24 protein-coding genes are annotated in these 18,809 nt (G+C 61.1%); 12 read left to right on the top strand and 12 right to left on the bottom strand.

The window, feature by feature from the left end:
• On the bottom strand, nucleotides 1-737 hold a 737-nt coding region (locus tag AC1DE4_RS23550; RefSeq protein WP_477883326.1), incomplete at its 3' end, for a LysR family transcriptional regulator.
• A gap of 129 nt (nucleotides 738-866) precedes the next feature.
• On the opposite strand from AC1DE4_RS23550, the gene AC1DE4_RS23545 reads away from it, so the two are divergent.
• Nucleotides 867-1,202: a helix-turn-helix domain-containing protein gene (locus AC1DE4_RS23545; protein WP_112825815.1), complete on the top strand. Its 336-nt coding sequence runs from the start codon at nucleotides 867-869 to the stop codon at nucleotides 1,200-1,202.
• Nucleotides 1,203-1,741: 539 nt separating this feature from the next.
• Here the strand turns inward: AC1DE4_RS23545 and AC1DE4_RS23540 are convergent.
• A complete protein-coding gene (locus tag AC1DE4_RS23540; RefSeq protein WP_477883324.1) occupies nucleotides 1,742-2,143 on the bottom strand; it encodes a hypothetical protein in 402 nt (133 codons plus the stop codon).
• A gap of 155 nt (nucleotides 2,144-2,298) precedes the next feature.
• Between AC1DE4_RS23540 and AC1DE4_RS23535 the strand changes: the two genes are divergently transcribed.
• Together AC1DE4_RS23535 and ppa are read left to right on the top strand one after the other, a co-directional pair.
• A complete protein-coding gene (locus tag AC1DE4_RS23535; protein ID WP_477883322.1) occupies nucleotides 2,299-2,556 on the top strand; it encodes a hypothetical protein in 258 nt (85 codons plus the stop codon).
• Nucleotides 2,557-2,829: 273 nt separating this feature from the next.
• On the top strand, nucleotides 2,830-3,366 hold the full coding sequence (gene ppa / locus AC1DE4_RS23530; RefSeq protein ID WP_018855774.1) for an inorganic diphosphatase: 537 nt from the start codon (nucleotides 2,830-2,832) through the stop codon (nucleotides 3,364-3,366).
• Here ppa and AC1DE4_RS23525 read toward each other — a convergent pair whose 3' ends face one another.
• Nucleotides 3,367-3,681, bottom strand: a complete 315-nt coding sequence (locus AC1DE4_RS23525) for a DUF167 domain-containing protein (RefSeq protein WP_018855773.1) — start codon at nucleotides 3,679-3,681, stop codon at nucleotides 3,367-3,369.
• Entirely contained in the window at nucleotides 3,678-3,968 is a 291-nt protein-coding gene (locus AC1DE4_RS23520) for a YggT family protein (RefSeq protein WP_016556606.1), read from the bottom strand. Before AC1DE4_RS23520 ends, AC1DE4_RS23525 begins: the two co-directional genes overlap by 4 nt.
• A gap of 138 nt (nucleotides 3,969-4,106) precedes the next feature.
• On the opposite strand from AC1DE4_RS23520, the gene AC1DE4_RS23515 reads away from it, so the two are divergent.
• Nucleotides 4,107-5,354 carry an MFS transporter gene (locus AC1DE4_RS23515; RefSeq protein ID WP_062374159.1) on the top strand — a complete coding sequence of 416 codons (1,248 nt, stop codon included), beginning with the start codon at nucleotides 4,107-4,109 and terminating at the stop codon, nucleotides 5,352-5,354.
• A 6-nt stretch (nucleotides 5,355-5,360) separates the two neighbouring features.
• Here AC1DE4_RS23515 and AC1DE4_RS23510 read toward each other — a convergent pair whose 3' ends face one another.
• The 7 genes from AC1DE4_RS23510 to hemC all read right to left on the bottom strand — a co-directional run bounded on the left by AC1DE4_RS23510 (nucleotide 5,361) and on the right by hemC (nucleotide 11,802).
• Complete coding sequence (locus tag AC1DE4_RS23510; RefSeq protein ID WP_018855770.1) at nucleotides 5,361-5,846, bottom strand: RidA family protein; 486 nt, start codon at nucleotides 5,844-5,846, stop codon at nucleotides 5,361-5,363.
• A gap of 150 nt (nucleotides 5,847-5,996) precedes the next feature.
• Complete coding sequence (locus AC1DE4_RS23505) at nucleotides 5,997-6,758, bottom strand: glutamine amidotransferase (RefSeq protein WP_018855769.1); 762 nt, start codon at nucleotides 6,756-6,758, stop codon at nucleotides 5,997-5,999.
• A complete protein-coding gene (locus tag AC1DE4_RS23500) occupies nucleotides 6,748-7,233 on the bottom strand; it encodes a tellurite resistance TerB family protein (RefSeq protein ID WP_477883320.1) in 486 nt (161 codons plus the stop codon). The genes AC1DE4_RS23505 and AC1DE4_RS23500 overlap by 11 nt, the downstream gene beginning before the upstream one ends.
• A gap of 15 nt (nucleotides 7,234-7,248) precedes the next feature.
• Nucleotides 7,249-8,841 carry a heme biosynthesis protein HemY gene (locus tag AC1DE4_RS23495; RefSeq protein ID WP_018855767.1) on the bottom strand — a complete coding sequence of 531 codons (1,593 nt, stop codon included), beginning with the start codon at nucleotides 8,839-8,841 and terminating at the stop codon, nucleotides 7,249-7,251.
• 3 nt (nucleotides 8,842-8,844) lie between these two features.
• Nucleotides 8,845-10,071 (bottom strand): COG4223 family protein, encoded by a 1,227-nt coding sequence (locus AC1DE4_RS23490; RefSeq protein WP_477883318.1) that lies wholly within the window; start codon nucleotides 10,069-10,071, stop codon nucleotides 8,845-8,847.
• Between the two features lie 89 nt (nucleotides 10,072-10,160).
• Nucleotides 10,161-10,865 (bottom strand): uroporphyrinogen-III synthase, encoded by a 705-nt coding sequence (locus AC1DE4_RS23485; RefSeq protein ID WP_113160549.1) that lies wholly within the window; start codon nucleotides 10,863-10,865, stop codon nucleotides 10,161-10,163.
• A 7-nt stretch (nucleotides 10,866-10,872) separates the two neighbouring features.
• Nucleotides 10,873-11,802, bottom strand: coding sequence for a hydroxymethylbilane synthase (gene hemC / locus AC1DE4_RS23480; protein WP_018855764.1), 930 nt, complete (start codon nucleotides 11,800-11,802; stop codon nucleotides 10,873-10,875).
• A 73-nt stretch (nucleotides 11,803-11,875) separates the two neighbouring features.
• Between hemC and tsaD the strand changes: the two genes are divergently transcribed.
• From tsaD to AC1DE4_RS23455, 5 genes are read left to right on the top strand one after another with little or no spacing between them, the layout of a single operon-like run.
• Nucleotides 11,876-12,973, top strand: coding sequence for a tRNA (adenosine(37)-N6)-threonylcarbamoyltransferase complex transferase subunit TsaD (tsaD, locus tag AC1DE4_RS23475; RefSeq protein WP_018855763.1), 1,098 nt, complete (start codon nucleotides 11,876-11,878; stop codon nucleotides 12,971-12,973).
• Nucleotides 12,970-13,953, top strand: coding sequence for an NAD(P)H-dependent glycerol-3-phosphate dehydrogenase (locus tag AC1DE4_RS23470; protein ID WP_018855762.1), 984 nt, complete (start codon nucleotides 12,970-12,972; stop codon nucleotides 13,951-13,953). Before tsaD ends, AC1DE4_RS23470 begins: the two co-directional genes overlap by 4 nt.
• Before the next feature lie 10 nt (nucleotides 13,954-13,963).
• Nucleotides 13,964-14,257 (top strand): YciI-like protein, encoded by a 294-nt coding sequence (locus AC1DE4_RS23465; protein ID WP_018855761.1) that lies wholly within the window; start codon nucleotides 13,964-13,966, stop codon nucleotides 14,255-14,257.
• A gap of 2 nt (nucleotides 14,258-14,259) precedes the next feature.
• A complete protein-coding gene (locus AC1DE4_RS23460) occupies nucleotides 14,260-14,691 on the top strand; it encodes an EVE domain-containing protein (RefSeq protein WP_025658181.1) in 432 nt (143 codons plus the stop codon).
• 7 nt (nucleotides 14,692-14,698) lie between these two features.
• Nucleotides 14,699-15,346 carry a class I SAM-dependent methyltransferase gene (locus tag AC1DE4_RS23455; protein WP_113471993.1) on the top strand — a complete coding sequence of 216 codons (648 nt, stop codon included), beginning with the start codon at nucleotides 14,699-14,701 and terminating at the stop codon, nucleotides 15,344-15,346.
• Here AC1DE4_RS23455 and AC1DE4_RS23450 read toward each other — a convergent pair.
• Complete coding sequence (locus tag AC1DE4_RS23450; protein WP_018855758.1) at nucleotides 15,336-15,860, bottom strand: hypothetical protein; 525 nt, start codon at nucleotides 15,858-15,860, stop codon at nucleotides 15,336-15,338. The genes AC1DE4_RS23455 and AC1DE4_RS23450 overlap by 11 nt on opposite strands.
• Before the next feature lie 312 nt (nucleotides 15,861-16,172).
• Here AC1DE4_RS23450 and sdhC point away from each other — a divergent pair, with 312 nt between their 5' ends.
• Genes sdhC through sdhA form a run of 3 tightly spaced genes read left to right on the top strand, consistent with a single transcriptional unit; the run spans nucleotide 16,173 to nucleotide 18,809 of the window.
• Entirely contained in the window at nucleotides 16,173-16,568 is a 396-nt protein-coding gene (gene sdhC, locus AC1DE4_RS23445; protein WP_025658184.1) for a succinate dehydrogenase, cytochrome b556 subunit, read from the top strand.
• Between the two features lie 11 nt (nucleotides 16,569-16,579).
• Nucleotides 16,580-16,960, top strand: coding sequence for a succinate dehydrogenase, hydrophobic membrane anchor protein (gene sdhD, locus AC1DE4_RS23440; protein ID WP_018855756.1), 381 nt, complete (start codon nucleotides 16,580-16,582; stop codon nucleotides 16,958-16,960).
• A 7-nt stretch (nucleotides 16,961-16,967) separates the two neighbouring features.
• Nucleotides 16,968-18,809, top strand: coding sequence for a succinate dehydrogenase flavoprotein subunit (gene sdhA / locus AC1DE4_RS23435; protein WP_477883315.1), 1,842 nt, complete (start codon nucleotides 16,968-16,970; stop codon nucleotides 18,807-18,809).

The raw sequence follows: 18,809 nt of genomic DNA, 5'->3' as shown, positions 1-18,809 counted from the left end.
GTCCATTCCGGCGCAAAGCCGATGCCAAGCCCGGCAGAGACCAGCGACACCAGCGCATAGGTGTCATCGCAGCTGAAGGCAATGTTGGCGGTGAGGTCGTATTCGGCGAACTTCTCATTGAAGTATCGTTCGGTGAATGACAGGTTCTGCCGGTTGAAGGCGATGATCTTCTGAGTGCGCAGATCATCGATGCTGATCTCCTCCCTGGCTGCCAGCGGATTGGCATGGCCGACCGCCAGGTAGTAGCGCTCATGCGCAAGCGAGACGAAGCGCAAGGAGCCGATGTTTTCCACCGGGCGGATGAAGCCTAGATTGAGCTGGCCGGTCTCCAGGCCACGGATGATCTCGCCGGTATTGCCCGACGCGATGTGGATGCGGACATCGGGATACTTGCGGGCGATCTTGGCAAGGAAGGTCGGCAGCATGCCCATGGTGGCCGGGTAGATGCTGCCGATCCTGATCTGGCGGATGCGACTGCCGCCGGCAGCCCGGGTCAGTTCGGTGGTCAGGTCGATGTCGCTCAGGATCCGCACACAGCGATCGTAAAAGGTTTCCCCTGCCCTGGTCAGTTCCACCCTTCTGGTCGAGCGGATGAACAGCGGACAGCCAAGCTCCCTTTCCAGCGACATCACATGGTTGCTTAAGGCCGGCTGGGCAATGTGCATCCTGGCTGCCGCCCGGCCGAAGTGCAGTTCCTCGGCCACCGCTTTGAAGTAGGAGAGTTGGCGTAGCTCCATAGTTGGTTTCCTCGCATTTCTGGCCGTTGATCTGTGTCCACCGTGGTACAATCTTTACTACGTACTGTTCTTATATCACTACAAATCGTTCGTGGCCATACTGGTATGAATGCGGAACAAACTGTTCCCATGGAAACCCTCGCCAATCGATTGCAAGAGCGAGCCCGGCAATTGGGCATCTCGAACGCTGAAGCGGCCCGACGGACCGGTCTTGATGAGCGTCGGTACGCACACTACGCCTCCGGACGACGAGAGCCAGACCTGGCTACGCTTGTGAGGATTGCGTCGTCTTTGGGAACATCGCCAAACTGGCTTCTTGGATTTTCAGCGGTCACCAATAAGGATCCTGATTTGGCAGCGTTTGTTGATCGTTTCACCAATGCTGCAGGTGGGATGACAAAGCGTGAGATTGAGGTGTGCGTTATTCAGGCCGAAGCGATTGTTGCTGCGAAGGCGCGCGCCTAGAGCTTTTAGAAAACTGATGCGTAGTGCTCCGACATGGCGCGGCTAACTGTTCAGGTTCCGTTTCATCGCGGCAATAAAGGCTCCAGCTTCTCACAGCGGAGACACCAAGTTGAATCAGCGTCCTATGCAATGATCTGCTCGGGGATCCAAGCACGCGTGGCGAATGATTGCCCCAGAGAAAATGGAGGCTAGAAACCTTGTTCCTCGGCATCCGTTTTGCTGGGGTAAAACGCAATGGCGAAAGGCATCACAGCCGCGCGGTTGTAGGCAGCGACCAGCAGCGGTCCTGAGCCTGTTTAGTGAAGTGTTTTTTCCGCGACGCATCTCCCCAACGACAGCTTTGCAGAGCTTGGTGGGGATTCGTTGCGTTACCTCGAGCTTACGGTTGGTCTCGAGAGGCTGCTTGACAGGGTGCCGGACGGTTGGGAAAAGATGTGTGTCGGTGTTCTGGCGAGTCTATCGCATTCGACGAGCCCCCAACGAACGATCGCCAGTGACATTCTCCTGAAGTCCATCGCAACCCTGCTGGTCGTGTTACATCACGCCACGCCGTGGCCCATTCCCGGCGGTGCGGGCACAATGTTGGTGCTGTGCGGATACGGGCTGGCGCGCTTCCAGTCCAGCGCTTTTTCGCCGGCGACCTGAGGCGGTTTCTGCAGCCGTTCGGCCTTGTTCTCTGGCCCTACTACCTTGTCGTCCTGGGTTTCAGTATTGCCTGGGGCGCAATACCGTGGACCTCGGTCTTCGTAGTCGGCAACCTTGGCTTCGCTGAGCCTGATCGACATGAAATGCTGCCTTATCTGTACTGGTTCGTGGAAGCTTTCGCGCAGCTTCTGCTGCTTTGGGGAGCCTTGTTTGCTGTGCCGAGCGTTCGGCGTTCCGCGGCAAGGGATTCTTTCCGTTTCGGCATGCTGTTTTTGGCGTTTGCCGTCCTCGCGCATTTCGCGGTCCCGGCGCTCTCGCCAGTTAGGCAGTGGCAAATATTCACCCTTGCCTGTGTGTTGCACCTTGCGGCTTTCGGATGGTGCGCCGCCTTTGCAAATCGAGACGACGACGACTTGCGGTAATCGCCGCCGGATGCGCGGTCATCCCGCTTATGGCCTATACCGGCGGAAACTGGGCAGGGTCATGGGCCCTCTATGGTATGCCGTTGCCGGTACTTGCCGTCCTTCTTTACGTTTCTCGGTTCAAGCTGCCCGCAATGCTTGCCGCCGCGCTGGTCTCGATCGCTGCGGCGAGCTATCACATTTACCTGCTGCACCGGATTCTGCCGGAGGCCTGTTTGATCGCGCCAATCCCGCGACTTTTACCGCGCCGCTACCGGTCGCAGTATCGGTCGTGTCCGGTCTATTAGCGGCATACTTGCCTATCAGCTCCAGCGTCGCATCATGCTTGGTCAGCGATTATGGGCAGGATTGAGCCGACTCGGTGATTACCTGCGCCATCTACTGTCAGGCCGACAGGGGGTGTCGTTCGGATCCGCTCCGCCTCTTGCAAGCGAACAGCAGAGAAGTCGCGTGTCACCTTGACGGCCCTCTTAGACGGGCCAATCCACATTGGCGTGTTGCGTTGCGGGATGATTCCCAGTATCTGGCAACCATCGACTTAACCGTTAAAGGGAAGCTCTATGCGCATTGACGCGATTTCCATCGGCAAGAACCCGCCGGAAGATGTCAACGTAATCGTTGAGGTGCCCGTCGGCGGCCATCCGATCAAGTACGAGATGGACAAGGAAGCTGGTACGCTGGTTGTTGATCGCTTCCTCTATACGCCGATGACCTACCCGGGCAACTACGGCTTCGTGCCGCACACGCTTTCGGAAGACGGCGATCCGATCGACGTCCTCATCGCCAGCACGCGTCCGCTTGTTCCGGGCTGCGTCATCAACGTGCGCCCGATCGGCGTTCTCAAGATGGAAGACAATTCCGGTAAGGACGAGAAGATCATCGCCGTGCCGTCGCCGAAGCTGACGCTGCGCTACGAGAAGGTGAACGACTACACCGACCTTCCCGAGATCACGCTGAAGCAGATCGAGCACTTCTTCGAGCACTACAAGGACCTCGAACCCGGCAAGTGGGTGAAGATCTTCGGTTGGGGTGATTCCAAGGAAGCCGGCGCACTGATCCTCGAGGCGATCGAACGCGCCAAGAAGGCAAAGGCCTGATCAGCTTTCGAGAAGAGTTTGTAATTTCCTGATCAAATCCTCCGGGTCGCCGTCGATCCGGAGGATTTTTTTGCGCGACATTTCGCCTGAGGCGAGGCTGACCGATGACTTTGCGATGCGAAGCGATTTCGCCAAGAACTCGATCAACGCCTTGTTCGCCTTGCCCTTCTCGGGAACGGCAGTCACTCTGGCTTTGAGATGGGCTTTGCCCTCGGCGTCTGTCTCCACGCCGTCGATTGCGTCGCGTCCGCCACTCGGCGTCAGACGAACGGTCAGAGCAATGTGGTCGTTGAACGCCGCCCAGGGCTGGCTCATGCCACCAGCGGGAAGATTGAATTCCACATCAGAGAGCGCACAAAGAAGATGATCAGCAGCAAAATGATCGGTGAGATGTCGATGCCGCCGAGATTTGGCAGCACGCGGCGGATCGGACGCAGCAGCGGTTCCGTCACATTGTAGAGGAACATGCCAACCGAATTGACGAACTGATTGCTGGAGTTGATTACGTTGAACGCATACAGCCAGGAAAAAATAGCGCTGGCGATCAGCACCCAAGTGTAGAGATTCAAAGCCAAATCAATGGTTTGAAAAAGCGCAAGCATTGCAATCTCCAGTTCGTTGTTGACAGACATGTAGACATTGGCGACTAAACCGGCAAGTGCTGTCTCGAAACGCATTGTAAATCATGTTTAACAGCGGCGTCGTGCGTTGGCGTCTGGCCTGTTTTCTGGAAAGTCTCCATGTCTTTTTCGCCAACCGGAGATCGTTTTGCCGCGTTCCGGTATCCGTCTTACACCCGGTTCTTTTTCGCGCGGTTTCTGCTGTCTTTTTCGCAGCAGATCGTCAGTGTGGCCGTCGGCTGGCAGATGTACGACCAGACCGGCAGTGCCATCTATCTCGGACTGATAGGCCTAGTGCAATTTCTGCCTTCGCTGGTCCTGATCCTTGTCACTGGATCCGTAGCCGACCGGCACAATCGACGTGCGATCGCCGCCATCTGCTCGCTCATCAGCGCCTTGTGCACGCTGGCGCTGCTATTGATGACGATCACAGGGACGTTCTCGCCGTTGCCGGTATTTGCCGTCCTGCTGGTTTTCGGCATCGAGCGCGCCTTCATGTCGCCGGCTGTGCAATCGCTGGCGCCGAACCTTGTGCCGCCGGAGGATCTGTCAAACGCCATCGCCTGGAATTCGTCTTCATGGCAGCTGGCGGCGATCACGGGCCCCGTTCTCGGTGGTCTTTTGTATGGCATCAACCCTCATACAGCCTATACGGTCGCGGTCATCTTCGCCGCTCTTGGCGCAGCGCTGCTCTACATGATCCCCAAGCCGCCGCAGAAGACGATGGGTGAAGCCAAGAGCTGGGATATGATCCTCGGCGGCTTCCGCTACATTCGTGCCGAGAAAGTCGTGCTGGGTGCCATATCGCTCGATCTCTTCGCGGTGCTCCTCGGCGGTGCGACGGCGCTGATGCCGATCTTTGCGCGCGATATCCTGACACTCGGGCCCTGGGGGCTCGGTCTCCTGCGCGCGGCACCCGGGGTCGGCGCGATCGCCATGGCGATTTTTCTCGCCGCCTATCCGCTCAAGCACAGTGCCGGCATTGCCATGTTCATCGGCGTTGCCCTGTTCGGCATCGGTACGATCGTTTTCGGATTTTCGACCAGCACGGAGCTGTCGATCGCGGCGCTCGCCATCATGGGTGCGGCCGACATGATTTCCGTCTATGTGCGGGAGAGCCTGATCGCGCTCTGGACGCCGGACGAACTGCGCGGCCGTGTCAATGCCGTCAACATGGTCTTCGTCGGTGCCTCCAACGAACTCGGCGAATTCCGCGCGGGCACGATGGCTTCCATTTTCGGCGCCGTCCCTGCGGTTATTATCGGCGGCATCGGAACGCTTGCCGTCGCGGCAATTTGGGCCACGAGCTTTCCGAAGCTGCGCAAGATCGACACGCTTGATGCGCCGGAGCGGCTGGAGCCGGTGTGACGGCCTTCAGGTCGAGACGATGACTTCCGCTTCGATTTCGACCGGAAAGTTCAGCGGCAGACCGGCAACGCCAATCGCGGATCGGGAGTGACTGCCCACCTCAGGTCCAAATACCTCGATGATCAGCTCGGTGAAGCCGTTGATTACGGCTGGCGGATTGGCAAAGCGGGGCGCGCAATTGACCATGCCGAACACACGACACCAGCCAGTAATGCGATCGAGACTACCCAGCTCCCGCTTCAGGCTGCCCAACATGGAAAGCGCGACTTTCCGCGCAGATGCCTTGGCCTCCTCGATGGAGATGTTTTCACCGACGGCTCCAAACGGGCCGGCAGGTGTTCCATCGGTATTCTGCGGGCCATGGCCTGAGACGAATGCGCGATTGCCGCGCACATTCACCCACGGAAAAGGAAGGACCATGTTGGAGGGCAGTTTCAGGGGCTGCGGTAGAACCAATCCCATCGCGGCAAGTCTCTGCTCATAGTTGGCCATGGAATTCCTCCGGACATAGCTTTGGTCCGTCATTGCGCGCGCGGCAATTCCAAGACCGGGTCGTGGATCGGAACGCATTCCTGCTGGTGAATATAGCCAGAGTGATGGTACGCGCCGACCTTAGCACGACGCGGTGCCTGGCGCACCCGTCTAGGCGGGAAGTGTGGCGGCCTTGGCTGCTGCGACGGATTTGGACGTCTTGCCCTCGAAGACGATGTCGAGGAACTCGTTCAGCCATGCCTTCAGGGGCGCGTCGAAGAGCATACGTCCTTCCAGATGCTCACGACCCTGCTGCGCATTGGGAAGAATGAAGCGGTGGGCGCCGTGAACCACCCAGCGGTGCATCATCGCGCGTGTCAGCTCGGCATGGAACTGCAGCCCCCAGGCATGGCCGCCGTAGCGAAACGCCTGATTGGGATAGGTATCGCCCTCAGCCAGCAGTTCGGCACCATGCGGCAGGTCAAACCCTTCGCGATGAAAGTGGTAAACCATCCTCGGCCAGTGCATCAGCAGCCGGCCTTTCTCCGTCGGGCGCAGCGGATACCAACCGATCTCCGTGGAACCATCGGCGTTCGCCTGAACCTTGCCGCCGAGCTGCCTCACCAGCATCTGTGCGCCGAGGCAGATCCCGAGTAGCGGGCGCTTCTCCCTGAGCGGCACGTCCAGCCAGTCGATCTCCGACTTGACGAAGTCCTCGGTATCGTTGGCACTCATCGGGCCGCCGAAGACAACGGCGCCCGCATGCTCTGCAAGTGTGGAGGGCAGTTTGTCGCCGAGAACCGGGCGCCGGATATCGAGCCGATACCCTTTCTCGGCCAGCAGCTGACCGACCCGGCCAGCGCTCGAGCGCTCCTGATGCAGAACAATCAGGACTGGGCGCTTCTCGTGCTCCGGCAAGCGGTCAGTCGGCATCGTCCCCCACTACCTCGGTATCCGTGACCCGTCGTGCTGCTTCCTGCCGCTTCTGGATCCGCTCGCGCGCGGAAACACCGAGGAGTTCGGCAATGCGCCAGATTGCATCATCTTCCATTTCGCTGCGCTCGCCATCGGCATAGACAATGTCCCAGAGGACCCCAATCAGCTCGAGCCGCTGTTCCGTGTTGAGGTGGCGCTTGAGATCCGACGTGAAGCGGTAGTAGTCGACGGCATCGCTTTCCGCCTCACGGCCCGCGGCCATCAGCGCGTCGAGTTGCTTGCGGTCAAGCCCGTACTGGTCCGTCAACAGCTTGCGAAGCCGCTTCGTCTCACTGTCCTTGACCTGCCCGTCCGCCTCCATGACCTGCATACAGAGCGCGGCCACCGCGATGCGCGGGTCGTCCGGCGCGAAGCCTTTCTTTGTGTTGTCGGAAGTCAGATTCTGAAAGAATTCCTGGAAGCGTTCGAACATTTAGATCCTGTTTGTCTAGAAAAGGCGAAGCCGTGTCTTGGGTTCTGGCTCCGCCGCTGGATTGCGAACGCCGGGATCGTCCGGCAGGCCGCCAAAGAAGGGGCGCGGTTCGGGGGAAGTTGCAGCTTCCGCCGCCTGCTTGCTTGATGCCGGCGGTTTCGGCGATGGACGCGCCGCCTCAGCTATCGTGGCAGCCCGCTCGAGTTCGATGATGCGGTGATCGCTGGCCGGGCCTTCGGAGCGAGCTTCGCGCACCGGCGGCAGCGTTTTCAGGGCGCGGTCTATGGAGATCGTCTTGCTTTCATCGGCAACATTATCCACATGGTCGAACGGTGCCTTCCAGACGAAGGCATCCAGCCGACCGGTAATAGGCGAAAGCGGCAACCATTTGTCGGAAACGTAACCATCGGCGACCCATGCCGGGTCGCGCGGCGCCTTGAGGGCTTGGGCAAGCCAGTGGCGAACGCGGCCCTGATCACCCGTTTCGGCTTCTTCGATGTCCGCGAGCAGCAGGAAGGTTGCTTCGCGCGGCTCAATCCGGGCGGCAGCCTCCGCCTTGGTGCGGGCCTTGGCGAAATCCTGCGTGTCGAGGGCAGCCTGCGCCACGAGAAGCAGGGATTCGACGTTGTTCGGCCGTATCCCCTCCAGTCGCTCGGCGCGCTTCAGGCGATCAGCGGCAGAATCGCCGCTGCGGGCGCGAACATAGGTGCGGCCGATGTCCGGGTGCGGGGCCGATTTCCATGCCTGTTCGAGGATGGATGCCGCCTTGCGCAGCTTGTCTTCGCGGAACAGCGCCTTCGCGGCGACAATCGCGGCAGGCTCGAAGTCGGCGGCGAGCTTCAGGGCATGCGTGGCGTCGTCGCGTGCTCCCGCCGGATCGTTCTCTAGCTTCTCGGTGGCGCGGGCGGTAAGCAGAACCGCGCGAAGCCGATCCGCCTCAGCCTTTTCGATGACGCGGCCAGCCCTTTGTTGTTCCAGCAGTCGCATCGCATCATCCCAGCGACCCGCCTGGCTGCGATACTCAAGCGTTGCCTGTGCTGCCCAAGGCAGATAGGGCGCGTTGTCCGCGGCCTTTTCCGCATATTGACGCGCCGCCTCATTGGCGCCGAGCCGCTTGGCTTCCAGATACAGTCCGCGCAGCCCGAGCTCGCGGGTCTCGGGATCATTGGTCATCGCCTCGAACTTGGCGCGCGCTTCGTCGTGGCGACCTTCGATCAGCGCCGCCTGCGCCTCAAGGAGGGCGATCAGCGGCTCCTGATCGGCGCGGAGCAATCCTTGCGAACGGGCGGCCATCTTGCGCGCCATCAGCGCATTGCCGGCACCAGCCGCGATCAGGCCAGTCGACAGAGCCTGATAACCGCGGTCGCGCTTGCGGGCACGGAAATAGCGAGTGACGGAGTAGGGCGACGTCCAGAGTGTGCGCAGCAGCCACCACGCGGCCATCACGGCCGCGATGAGCGCGATCAGGGCGCTTGCCGCCACGACCAGCCGGGTCTGGTAAAGCTGCCCTTCCCAGACCAGCGAAAGATCGCCCGGGCGATCTGCCAGCCAGGAAAATCCGTAGCCGAGTGCGAGGACGACGAGGGCAAATATGACGAGCCTGACCATGCCTCAGCCCTCCTTGCCGGCGCTGGAGACCGCGTTGGACAGGGCGCTGCCCACAAGATCCTCGACGCGGATGCGGGCTTCCAGCGATTGCTTGAAGGCGGCGGAGGCCTGTTTTGCCTGAGCAGGCAGATCGGCCCATTCGGACGCGGCGCCCTGCAGGTCGCCGTTCTTCACCTTGTCTTCCATGCGCGCGGCAATTGCCTCGACGCTCTCACCCTCAATATTGCCGACGGGGCGGATCGTTACCAGCGACTTGGCGCTTGCCATCAACCGGTCGGACCAAGTCTGGTCGGGAGCGGCCTGATTGACGGAACCGACGATGGCGGTTGCAACATCCGGGACCTGGCGGATCAGTTCGGCGCGCGAGGGAACGCCGGTTTCGGCGAAGTTGCGCAGATCTGCAACGGCCGGATCGTCAGGAGAGACGCCGGCAAAGGTGTCGAGCTCGGCGACGAACGGTCCGCCGCGATCGATCGCCGCCTTCAAAGCGGCGGCCGCGATGGCCTTGGCGACGGCAACGTCGCGCCGCGGCTCGTTCAGCTTCTTCTCGATTTCGGCCAGGTGTTGCGTGATATCGGCGCCGTCGGCGGCTTTTTGTTCCGTTGTCTGGGAGACCGCGGCCCGCAGCTGGTCGATCTGGCCGGTCAGGTCGGCGATCTTCTGATTGAAAGCATCGACCGCAGCCGTGTCGGCAGCAGCCGGCAGGGTCTTGGCCGTCACTTCCAGCGCAGCAATACGCTGTTCCAGCGCGCCGTTATCTGGCGTGGAGGGGGCAGCGGCGAGATTGGCGACCGATTGCTTGAGCCCGTCGATTTCAGCCGAGAGATTGGAGACATCGGCAGGGGGTGAAGCAGGCGCGGACGAGCCGGGCAGAAACCCGGCATATTGAATGGCTCCGGCGCCGACAAGTGCGATCAGGCCGCCGACAATGCCGGCGGCGATCAGGCCCGATGTGCTGTTGCGCGGGAAGGTGGGCGGTGCTGGCGGTGCCGGCTCGCTCGTTTCGGGTGCGGGTTCGGCTGCAGCCTTTGGCGCTTCGTCAGGCGATGGCTCGTCGGTCAATTCAGGCTGCGCTTGAGGCTCATCCACGGCACCGGGTTTCGGCACATCGGCCGGTTCCTCGGCTTTCGTCTCGGCATCCTTGGCAGAAGCAAATTCCTGCTTATCCAGATCGATAGTGACCGGCTTCTCGGTGCTCTTCGAGTGGCGAGGCGGATTTCCTGGTGCCATGAGACCCTCTTAATTATGCAATGCAACGAAACTAGTCAGTGATGCCAGACAAGGAAAGAGGTTAGACGAAATTTGGGCACGCAGCGCGTTCAAAGGAGCGACAAAAGGCTGCGCTCCTCCGGCATCGCCGCGATGCTCACAGCGCCCCGCAGCGACGCGGGGACCATCTCTGCAACGGATTTGCTGAGGCAGAGAAGACGTATTCCGTCTACCCGATCGGGTCGCATCTGCGGCTCAGCGACACGGAAGAAGTCTTCTGCTGTCTGCCGCGAGAAAAACAGGATCGCATCCGGCCGCTGCTCAAAGATTGTGTCCAGCACTTGCGGCGCGATCGGTGTCGGCTCCATCCGGTAGCACTCCGCGACGGTAATCCGCAGGCCGATTTCGCTTGCACGCTTCTCGAAGGTCTCCGCTCTCGGCGATCCCGCCAGATAGAGAACGGAGCCCCCTGCTTTTTTCGCAATCGTCTCAGCAAGCTCGGCGCCGCTGCCGCCCGATGCCGTGACGGAGCTAAAGCCGATCGCCCGCGCTTCCTCAGCCGTCGCATCACCGACCGCAAAGAGGGGGCGAGCGAGGTGAACGGCCAGCTCGGCGTCATGGGCTGTGAGCGCCCGGATCGTTTCGGCACTGGTGATCGCGATGCTGCCCTTGGTCGTGCTCAAGCCGCGCAACGCCGCGTTGGCGTCGTGAACCGGATGCGACAGGGGCAGCAGTATCGGTTCGTGTCCTAGCTCGCGAAGACGCTTGGCGGTGCGCTCGCCCGAATGCTGAGGACGGGTCACGAGCACGCGCATTAGGACATCAGCTCCAGTCGTCGAAGAAACTGCTGCCGGCGCGGGCGCGGATCTCCTGCCCTGCGCGGGTGCCCAAAGCGGCCGCATCGCGCCTGTGGCCATCGACGCTGATGGCATGCTGGTTGCGGCCATCAGGTGTGATGATCAAGCCGGAGAAGCGGACCTGGTCGCCTTCGCAGACGGCGTAACCGCCGATCGGCGTGCGGCAGGAGCCGTCCAAGGCGGCAAGGAAGGCCCTTTCACAGGAAACCGCGTCGAAGGTCGCGGCATCGTTGATGGGCGCAAGCAGGCTATCGATGCGGGTGTCGCCGATGCGGCTTTCAATGCAGATGGCGCCCTGTGCCGGCGCAGGCGGAAAGGTTTCAGCAGGGAGGATATCGGTTATCACCTCGACCTTGCCGAGCCGCTTCAAGCCGGCAAGCGCAAGCAGCGTGGCGTCGACCTGGCCTTCTTGCAGCTTTCTAAGCCGCGTATCGACGAGGCCACGAAAGGTGATGACGTTGATGTCTGGACGCATGCGGCGGATAAGCGCCTGACGGCGAAGCGAAGAGGAGCCGACCGTCGCGCCGTGGGGCAGGTCCATCAGTTTTGGCGCAGTGCGTCCGATCACCGCGTCCCGGACATCCTCGCGCGGCAGAAAGGCCGAAAGACAGAGCCCCTCCGGAAGCTGTGTCGGCATGTCCTTGGCGGAATGCACGGCAATGTCGAGGTCGCCGCTCGCAAGTTGCTGCTCCAGCTCTTCGGTGAAAAGTCCCTTGCCGCCGATCTGGGCCAGCGAACGGTCGGTGATGCGATCGCCCTTGGTGCTCAGTACGACGATTTCGAACATTGCTTCGGGCAGTCCATGCGCCGCCATCAGCCTGTCACGTGCCTCGTGAGCCTGGGCAAGCGCCAGCGGGCTGCCTCGAGTACCGATCCGGAAAGGTTTTGTTTGCATCCGCATTGATCCGTTGTTACCGGAGTTCCTCGTAAACAGGTTTAAGATCCATCGCAATCAACGATCAGGTTTCATGGCGCCCTTTCTGCGTATTCTCGGCATCGAAACAAGCTGCGACGAAACCGCCGCGGCTGTGGTCGAGCGAGCCGTCGACGGGCAGCCGACGGTGCGTTCGGACGTCGTCTTGAGCCAGCTCGAGGAGCACAGCGCCTATGGCGGCGTTGTGCCGGAGATTGCGGCCCGCGCCCATGTCGAGGCACTCGATACGCTGATCGACGAAGCCTTGAAACGCGCCAATGTGTCGCTCTCCGATATCGATGCCATCGCGGCAACCTCGGGGCCTGGCCTGATCGGCGGTCTGCTTGTCGGCCTCATGACCGGAAAGGCAATCGCCAAGGCGTCCGGAAAACCGCTCTATGCCGTCAACCATCTCGAAGGGCACGCATTGACGGCGCGGCTGACGGATGGGCTCGCATTTCCCTATCTGATGCTGCTCGTTTCCGGCGGCCATACGCAGCTTATTCTTGTCCGGGGTGTCGGGCAATACGAGCGCTGGGGCACGACGATCGACGACGCCCTCGGCGAAGCTTTCGACAAGACGGCGAAGTTGCTGAGCCTGCCGTATCCAGGCGGACCGGCGGTCGAACGCGCGGCCAAGAGCGGTGACCCGGACCGCTTCAACTTTCCGCGCCCTCTGGTTGGCGAGGCGAAACTGAATTTCTCGTTTTCCGGCCTGAAGACGGCCGTACGCCAGGCCGCAACCGAAATCGCGCCATTGACGGAGCAGGATGTCGCGGACATCTGTGCCTCATTCCAGAAGGCGATCTCGCGAACGCTGAAGGATCGTATTGGCCGGGGTCTGGAGCGCTTCAAGGCCGAGTTTCCGCAGGTCGACGGCGGACCGGCCCTTGTGGTTGCTGGCGGGGTCGCTGCCAATCTGGAGGTTCGCAGCACCCTGCAGTCGCTTTGCGACAAGCATGGCTTTCGCTTTGTCGCGCCGCCGCTCAGATTGTGCACCGATAACGCCGTGATGATCGCCTGGGCGGGTCTGGAGCGCATGGCGACAGGCGTCGAGCCGGATGATCTCGACGTGCAGCCGCGTTCGCGCTGGCCGCTGGATTCCAACGCCGAAACGCTGCTTGGCTTTGGCAAACGGGGAGCGAAAGCATGAGCGAGAAGATCGCCGTTATCGGAGCGGGTGCTTTTGGAACCGCGCTTGCCGCGGTGATCGCRCTGACCGAGCGCAATGCGGTGACGCTCGTCGGCCGAGATCCTGAGCTGATCGCGGACTTGAAGGCTGAGCATTTGCACGACGCTGTCTTGCCAGGCATCGCCTTGCCGGAGTCACTCGCCTTCTCTGCCGAGCCGGCCGCGATCAGCGACGCCGACATCGTCCTCTTCGCGATGCCCTCACAGGCGCAGGCGGATGCGGCAAGACAATACCGCCCCTATCTCCAGAACAACGCGATCGTCGTGACCTGTGCAAAGGGCATTGAGCGGACAACCGGCAATCTGCTGACCGACATGCTGGAGCGCGAAATACCGGGCCACCCTATCGCCGTGCTATCGGGGCCGGGATTTGCCGCCGATATCGCCAAGGGCTTGCCGACTGCCATGGCGATCGCCGCTGCGGATATCGATGTTGCCGAAAGGCTGGCGCATGCGATCTCTGGCCGAACATTCCGGCTTTATGCCTCGTCAGACCGGATCGGCGTCCAGCTCGGCGGAGCGCTGAAGAACGTTCTGGCGATCGCCTGCGGCATTGTCGAAGGCGCCGGTATCGGAGACTCTGCGCGGGCGGCGCTGATTGCGCGCGGGCTTGCCGAGATGTCGCGTTTTGTCGTCGCCAAAGGCGGGCAGGCGGACACGGTGCGCGGGTTGTCCGGCCTTGGCGACCTGGTGCTGACGGCAACCAGCCATCAATCTCGTAACCTGCGCTTCGGCATTGCCCTTGGTCGCGGCGAGACCGTCGATCCCACTCATGGCGAACTCGTAGAGGGCGCCTTTGCGGCGGCTGTTGCGTCGCGCCTTGCGCAGTCGCTCAATGTCAGCATGCCGATTACCGATGCCGTATCCGCTATCATCGAAGGCAAGCTCGGAATTGCCGAGGCCATCGATCAGCTCATGACGCGTCCGATTACGACTGAATAGGAGTTCCGATATGCTTTTTGCCCTCCTCTGCAAGGATAAGCCCGATCACCTCAACGTCCGCATGGAGGCGCGGCCCGCCCATGTGGAACATCTCAACAAGCTCAATGCCGAGGGCGTGTTGAAGATGGCTGGCCCGTTTCTCGACGCTGATGGCAAGCCCTGCGGCAGCCTGGTCATCATTCATGCCGATACGATCGAAGCGGCGAAGGCGCTGTCGGACAGCGACCCCTACGCCAAGGCCGGCCTTTTTGAGAGCGTCGACATCAAGCCCTTCAATTGGGTCTTCAACAATCCGGAGGCTTGAGCGTGGCGCATTGGCTCTACAAATCAGAACCCGCTTCCTGGTCGTGGGAGCAGCAGAAGGCGGCCGGCGAGAAGGGCACCGAATGGACCGGTGTCCGCAACTATCTCGCCCGCAACAACATGCGGGCGATGCAGCTTGGCGATAAGGGTTTCTTCTACCACTCCAACGAAGGTCTCGAGATCGTCGGTATCGTCGAGGTCTGCGCTCTGTCTCACCCGGACTCGACAGCAGCCGGCGATGACCGCTGGGACTGCGTCGACATTCGCGCCGTCTGCGATATCCCCAAGCCGGTTTCGCTGAAGGACATCAAGGCCAACGAGAAGTTTGCCAAGATGTCGCTCGTCACTTCCATGCGGCTTTCGGTCCAGCCGGTAACAGACGAAGAGTATCTCGAGATTTGCCGGCTGGGTGGCCTCGACAATCCGCCGCGGTGAGCCGCCGTTGAAAACCGAACCCGAGGTCTTCATCCGCGCGAATACCAGTCCAATGGCGCCGCCGCATGTGCCCGAAATTCGGCTGCATCTGGCGGACGAAGCCCACGAGCTATGGCTAAAGACGGAAGAGGAGCTTGCGGAAATCGGCCTGCCGCCGCCTTTCTGGGCATTCGCCTGGGCGGGCGGCCAAGGGCTGGCACGCTACGTACTCGACCATCCTGATATCGTTGCCGGCAAATGCGTCCTCGACTTTGCCACGGGTTCCGGCCTTGTTGCGATTGCGGCAAAGCTCGCGGGAGCGGCGAAGGTCGTTGCCGCCGACATCGACCCCTGGACCGAAACCGCTGTGTGGCTGAACGCCGAACTGAACAAGGCGGATATCGATTTTATCGGTGCCGATCTGATCGGCCGCAACGTCGAGGCTGACATTCTGCTCGCCGGCGACGTCTTCTACGACGCTGGCTTTGCGGCCGCGATCGTTCCATGGTTCAATATGCTCAGTCGCCAAGGCATCGCCATCTTCGTCGGGGATCCGGGACGCAGCTATCTTCCCAAGGAGAACCTGGAATTCTGCGCAGTCTACGAGGTTCCGGTTACCCGGGCGCTTGAAGACAGCGAGGTGAAGAAAACGACCGTTTGGCGCTTCACGGCCTGATAACGCAGACGCCGGCCTCGTAGGAGCAGCTGCTGCTCTTTGTGGTCACGTTGATCACCTTGGCCATTGGCGCAAGGGTAATGGTTCTTTGCTGGGCACCGACGCTATAGCCGCTCGCTGTGACGTAAGTCCCGCCGTCGGCGTCATACACGTAGGACGATCCCGAATAGGTGCCGCTTACGCCTGTGCCTGTCGGCGACTGAACGAGGACGATGACGTTGCGTCCACCATAACCGCGATAACCACTATTGCCGCGATACGGGAATGACGCAGGCTTGATTAGGGGCGTCCGGCCGAAGCGATGGCCGAACCGTTTGGAACCATCCGAGAATCGGATGCGTCCGTCGTTCCATCCAAAAAAAGGCCGACCGACGATCGTGGGTGCGTGATGCCTGAAGAATCCCTTACCACCGTGGCGAGAGAATGAACCCCTCCCAAAATCGTCCGCCGACATCGGCAGTGCGATCAAAACAGCGGCGACAAGTGAAACGAGCGCGGACATAGACTTCAGCATCGCGCGGATCTCCGAAAATGAAATGCTTAACAAAGCGTTAACTGCAAAATGCGCCAAAAGCCGCCGATTGTCCAGAAGACGTCTGGCCATGCCGTTCGCGCCAAGCGCGGGCCAGGCCGTCAAGCGCAGTTCGCGCCACCCAGAGACGCAAATCGATTAAATTAAATTGGGGGTGCAATTATACTTGTCGTTAGGGGCTTACGTGATTAAACGTCGCCATTGATGCGACGCACACAAAGAAATTTGTCATTCGTGTGATCGCCTTGAATGCTCCCTGATGGAGGAGCGCAGAGAAGACGCCGCGAGGTTCTGATGGCGAATGTGACAAATAACCGGCCCCTGTCGCCGCATTTGCAAATTTACAAACCAATCCCCACCATGGTCATGTCGATCGTTCACCGTATTACCGGTGGCGCGCTTTACGTCGGTACGCTGCTGGTCGCCTGGTGGCTGATCGCCGCCGCGACTGGCCAAGCCTACTATGACTGGGTCAACTGGATCCTCGGAAGCGTCGTCGGCAAGCTCGTGCTGCTTGGCTACACCTGGGCGCTTCTGCACCACATGGTTGGCGGTTTCCGTCACTTCGTCTGGGATCTCGGTTACGGCTTCGACAAGGAAGTCTCGACCAAGATGGCTCAAGCTTCGATCGTCATATCGCTCTGTCTGACCGTGCTGGTCTGGGTGATCGGCTTCCTTATTCGCTTCTGAAGGTTGTTCTCATGGATATGCGCACCCCCCTGGGTAAGGTTCGCGGCCTTGGCTCGGCCAAGGAAGGAACTGATCATTTCTGGCGCCAGCGCGTCACGGCGGTTGCCAACGTGCCGCTTTTTCTCTTCTTCATCATCTTCATGATCATTCACGCCGGCGAGCCTTATGCCGATGTGGTTCACGCCCTGTCCAACCCGCTTGTTGCGGTCGTAATGGGTCTGATGGTCGTTTCCGGCGTCATTCATATGCGGCTCGGCATGCAGGTCATCATCGAGGACTACGTTCATGGCGAATTCGCCAAGATCGCCCTGCTGATGCTGAACACGTTCTTTTCGATCCTGATGGCGGGGCTCTGTCTCTTCGCCATTCTGAAAATTGCATTCGTAGGATAACCGTATCATGGCACCGACTTCACCCGCTCAGAATGGGAAGGCCTACAAATACGTCGATCACTTATACGATGTGATCGTCGTCGGCGCCGGCGGCGCCGGTCTTCGCGCCACGCTTGGCATGGCCGAACAGGGTTTCCGCACCGCCTGCATCACCAAGGTATTCCCGACCCGCTCGCACACGGTCGCTGCCCAGGGCGGCATCGCCGCCTCGCTGCAGAATATGACGCCCGACAGCTGGCAGTGGCACCTCTACGACACCGTCAAGGGCTCCGACTGGCTCGGCGACGTCGACGCCATGCAGTATCTCACCATGGAAGCGCCGAAGGCGGTCTATGAGCTTGAGCATTACGGCGTTCCCTTCTCACGCAACGAGGAAGGCAAGATCTACCAGCGGCCGTTCGGCGGCCACATGCAGAACTTCGGCGAAGGCCCGCCGGTGCAGCGCACCTGCGCCGTTGCCGACCGTACCGGCCACGCGATCCTGCACACGCTCTATGGTCAGTCGCTGCGCAACAACGCCGAGTTCTTCATCGAGTATTTCGCGCTCGACCTGATCATGTCGGATGACGGCAGCCGCTGCACCGGCGTCGTCGCCTGGTGCCTCGATGACGGCACCATTCATCGCTTCGCCGCCAAGATGGTGGTGCTGGCGACCGGCGGTTATGGCCGCGCCTACTTCTCGGCAACCTCTGCCCATACCTGCACCGGCGACGGCGGCGGTATGGTGGCCCGCGCCGGTCTGCCGCTGCAGGACATGGAATTCGTACAGTTCCACCCGACCGGCATTTACGGTTCGGGCTGTCTCATCACCGAGGGCGCGCGCGGCGAAGGCGGCTACCTCGTCAACTCCGAGGGCGAGCGCTTTATGGAACGCTATGCCCCTTCGGCGAAGGACCTTGCCTCGCGCGACGTCGTTTCGCGCTGCATGACGCTTGAGATCCGCGAAGGTCGCGGCGTCGGCAAGAACAAGGACCACATCTTCCTGCATCTCGACCATCTCGATCCGGCCGTTCTGCACGAGCGCCTGCCGGGCATTTCCGAGAGCGCCAAGATCTTCGCCGGCGTCGACGTGACGCGCGAGCCGATCCCGGTCCTGCCGACTGTCCACTACAACATGGGCGGTATTCCGACGAACTACTGGGGCGAAGTGCTGAATGCCGACAGCTCCAATCCGGAGCGCATCATCCCCGGCCTGATGGCCGTGGGCGAAGCCGGTTGCGCCTCGGTGCACGGCGCCAATCGTCTCGGCTCCAACTCGCTGATCGACCTCGTGGTCTTCGGCCGCGCCGCTGCGATCCGCGCCGGCGAGGTCATCGATCGCAGCGCGCCGATCCCGCATCTCAACGTCGCCGCCTGCGACAAGATCATGGATCGCTTCGACAGCCTGCGCAATGCCAGCGGCGGCACGCCGACGGCGGTGCTGCGCGAGAAGATGCAGCGCGCCATGCAGGAAGACGCCGCCGTGTTCCGTACGCAGGAATCGCTGGAGTCGGGCTGCAAGCGCATCTCGGCCATCTGGCAGGAAATGCGCGACATCAAGGTCACCGACCGTTCGATGATCTGGAACTCCGACCTCGTGGAAACCCTCGAGCTGCAGAACCTGATGGCCAACGCCATCACGACGATCTACGGCGCCGAGGCTCGCAAGGAGAGCCGTGGTTCGCACGCACGCGAAGACTACACGGAAGGCGCTTTTGCCGGCCGTGACGACGTCAACTGGCGCAAGCACACACTTGCCTGGGTCAACGAGTCAGGCGACGTCAAGCTCGACTACCGCCCGGTTCACACCGAGCTCATCGCAGAGGGCATCGATCCCAAGAAGATCGCGCCCAAGGCTCGCGTGTACTAA

The organism is Rhizobium sp. 10N414, assembly GCF_056394785.1.
The sequence above is the reverse complement of the archived record's forward strand: the minus strand, read 5'-3'. Positions and strand labels throughout refer to the sequence as shown.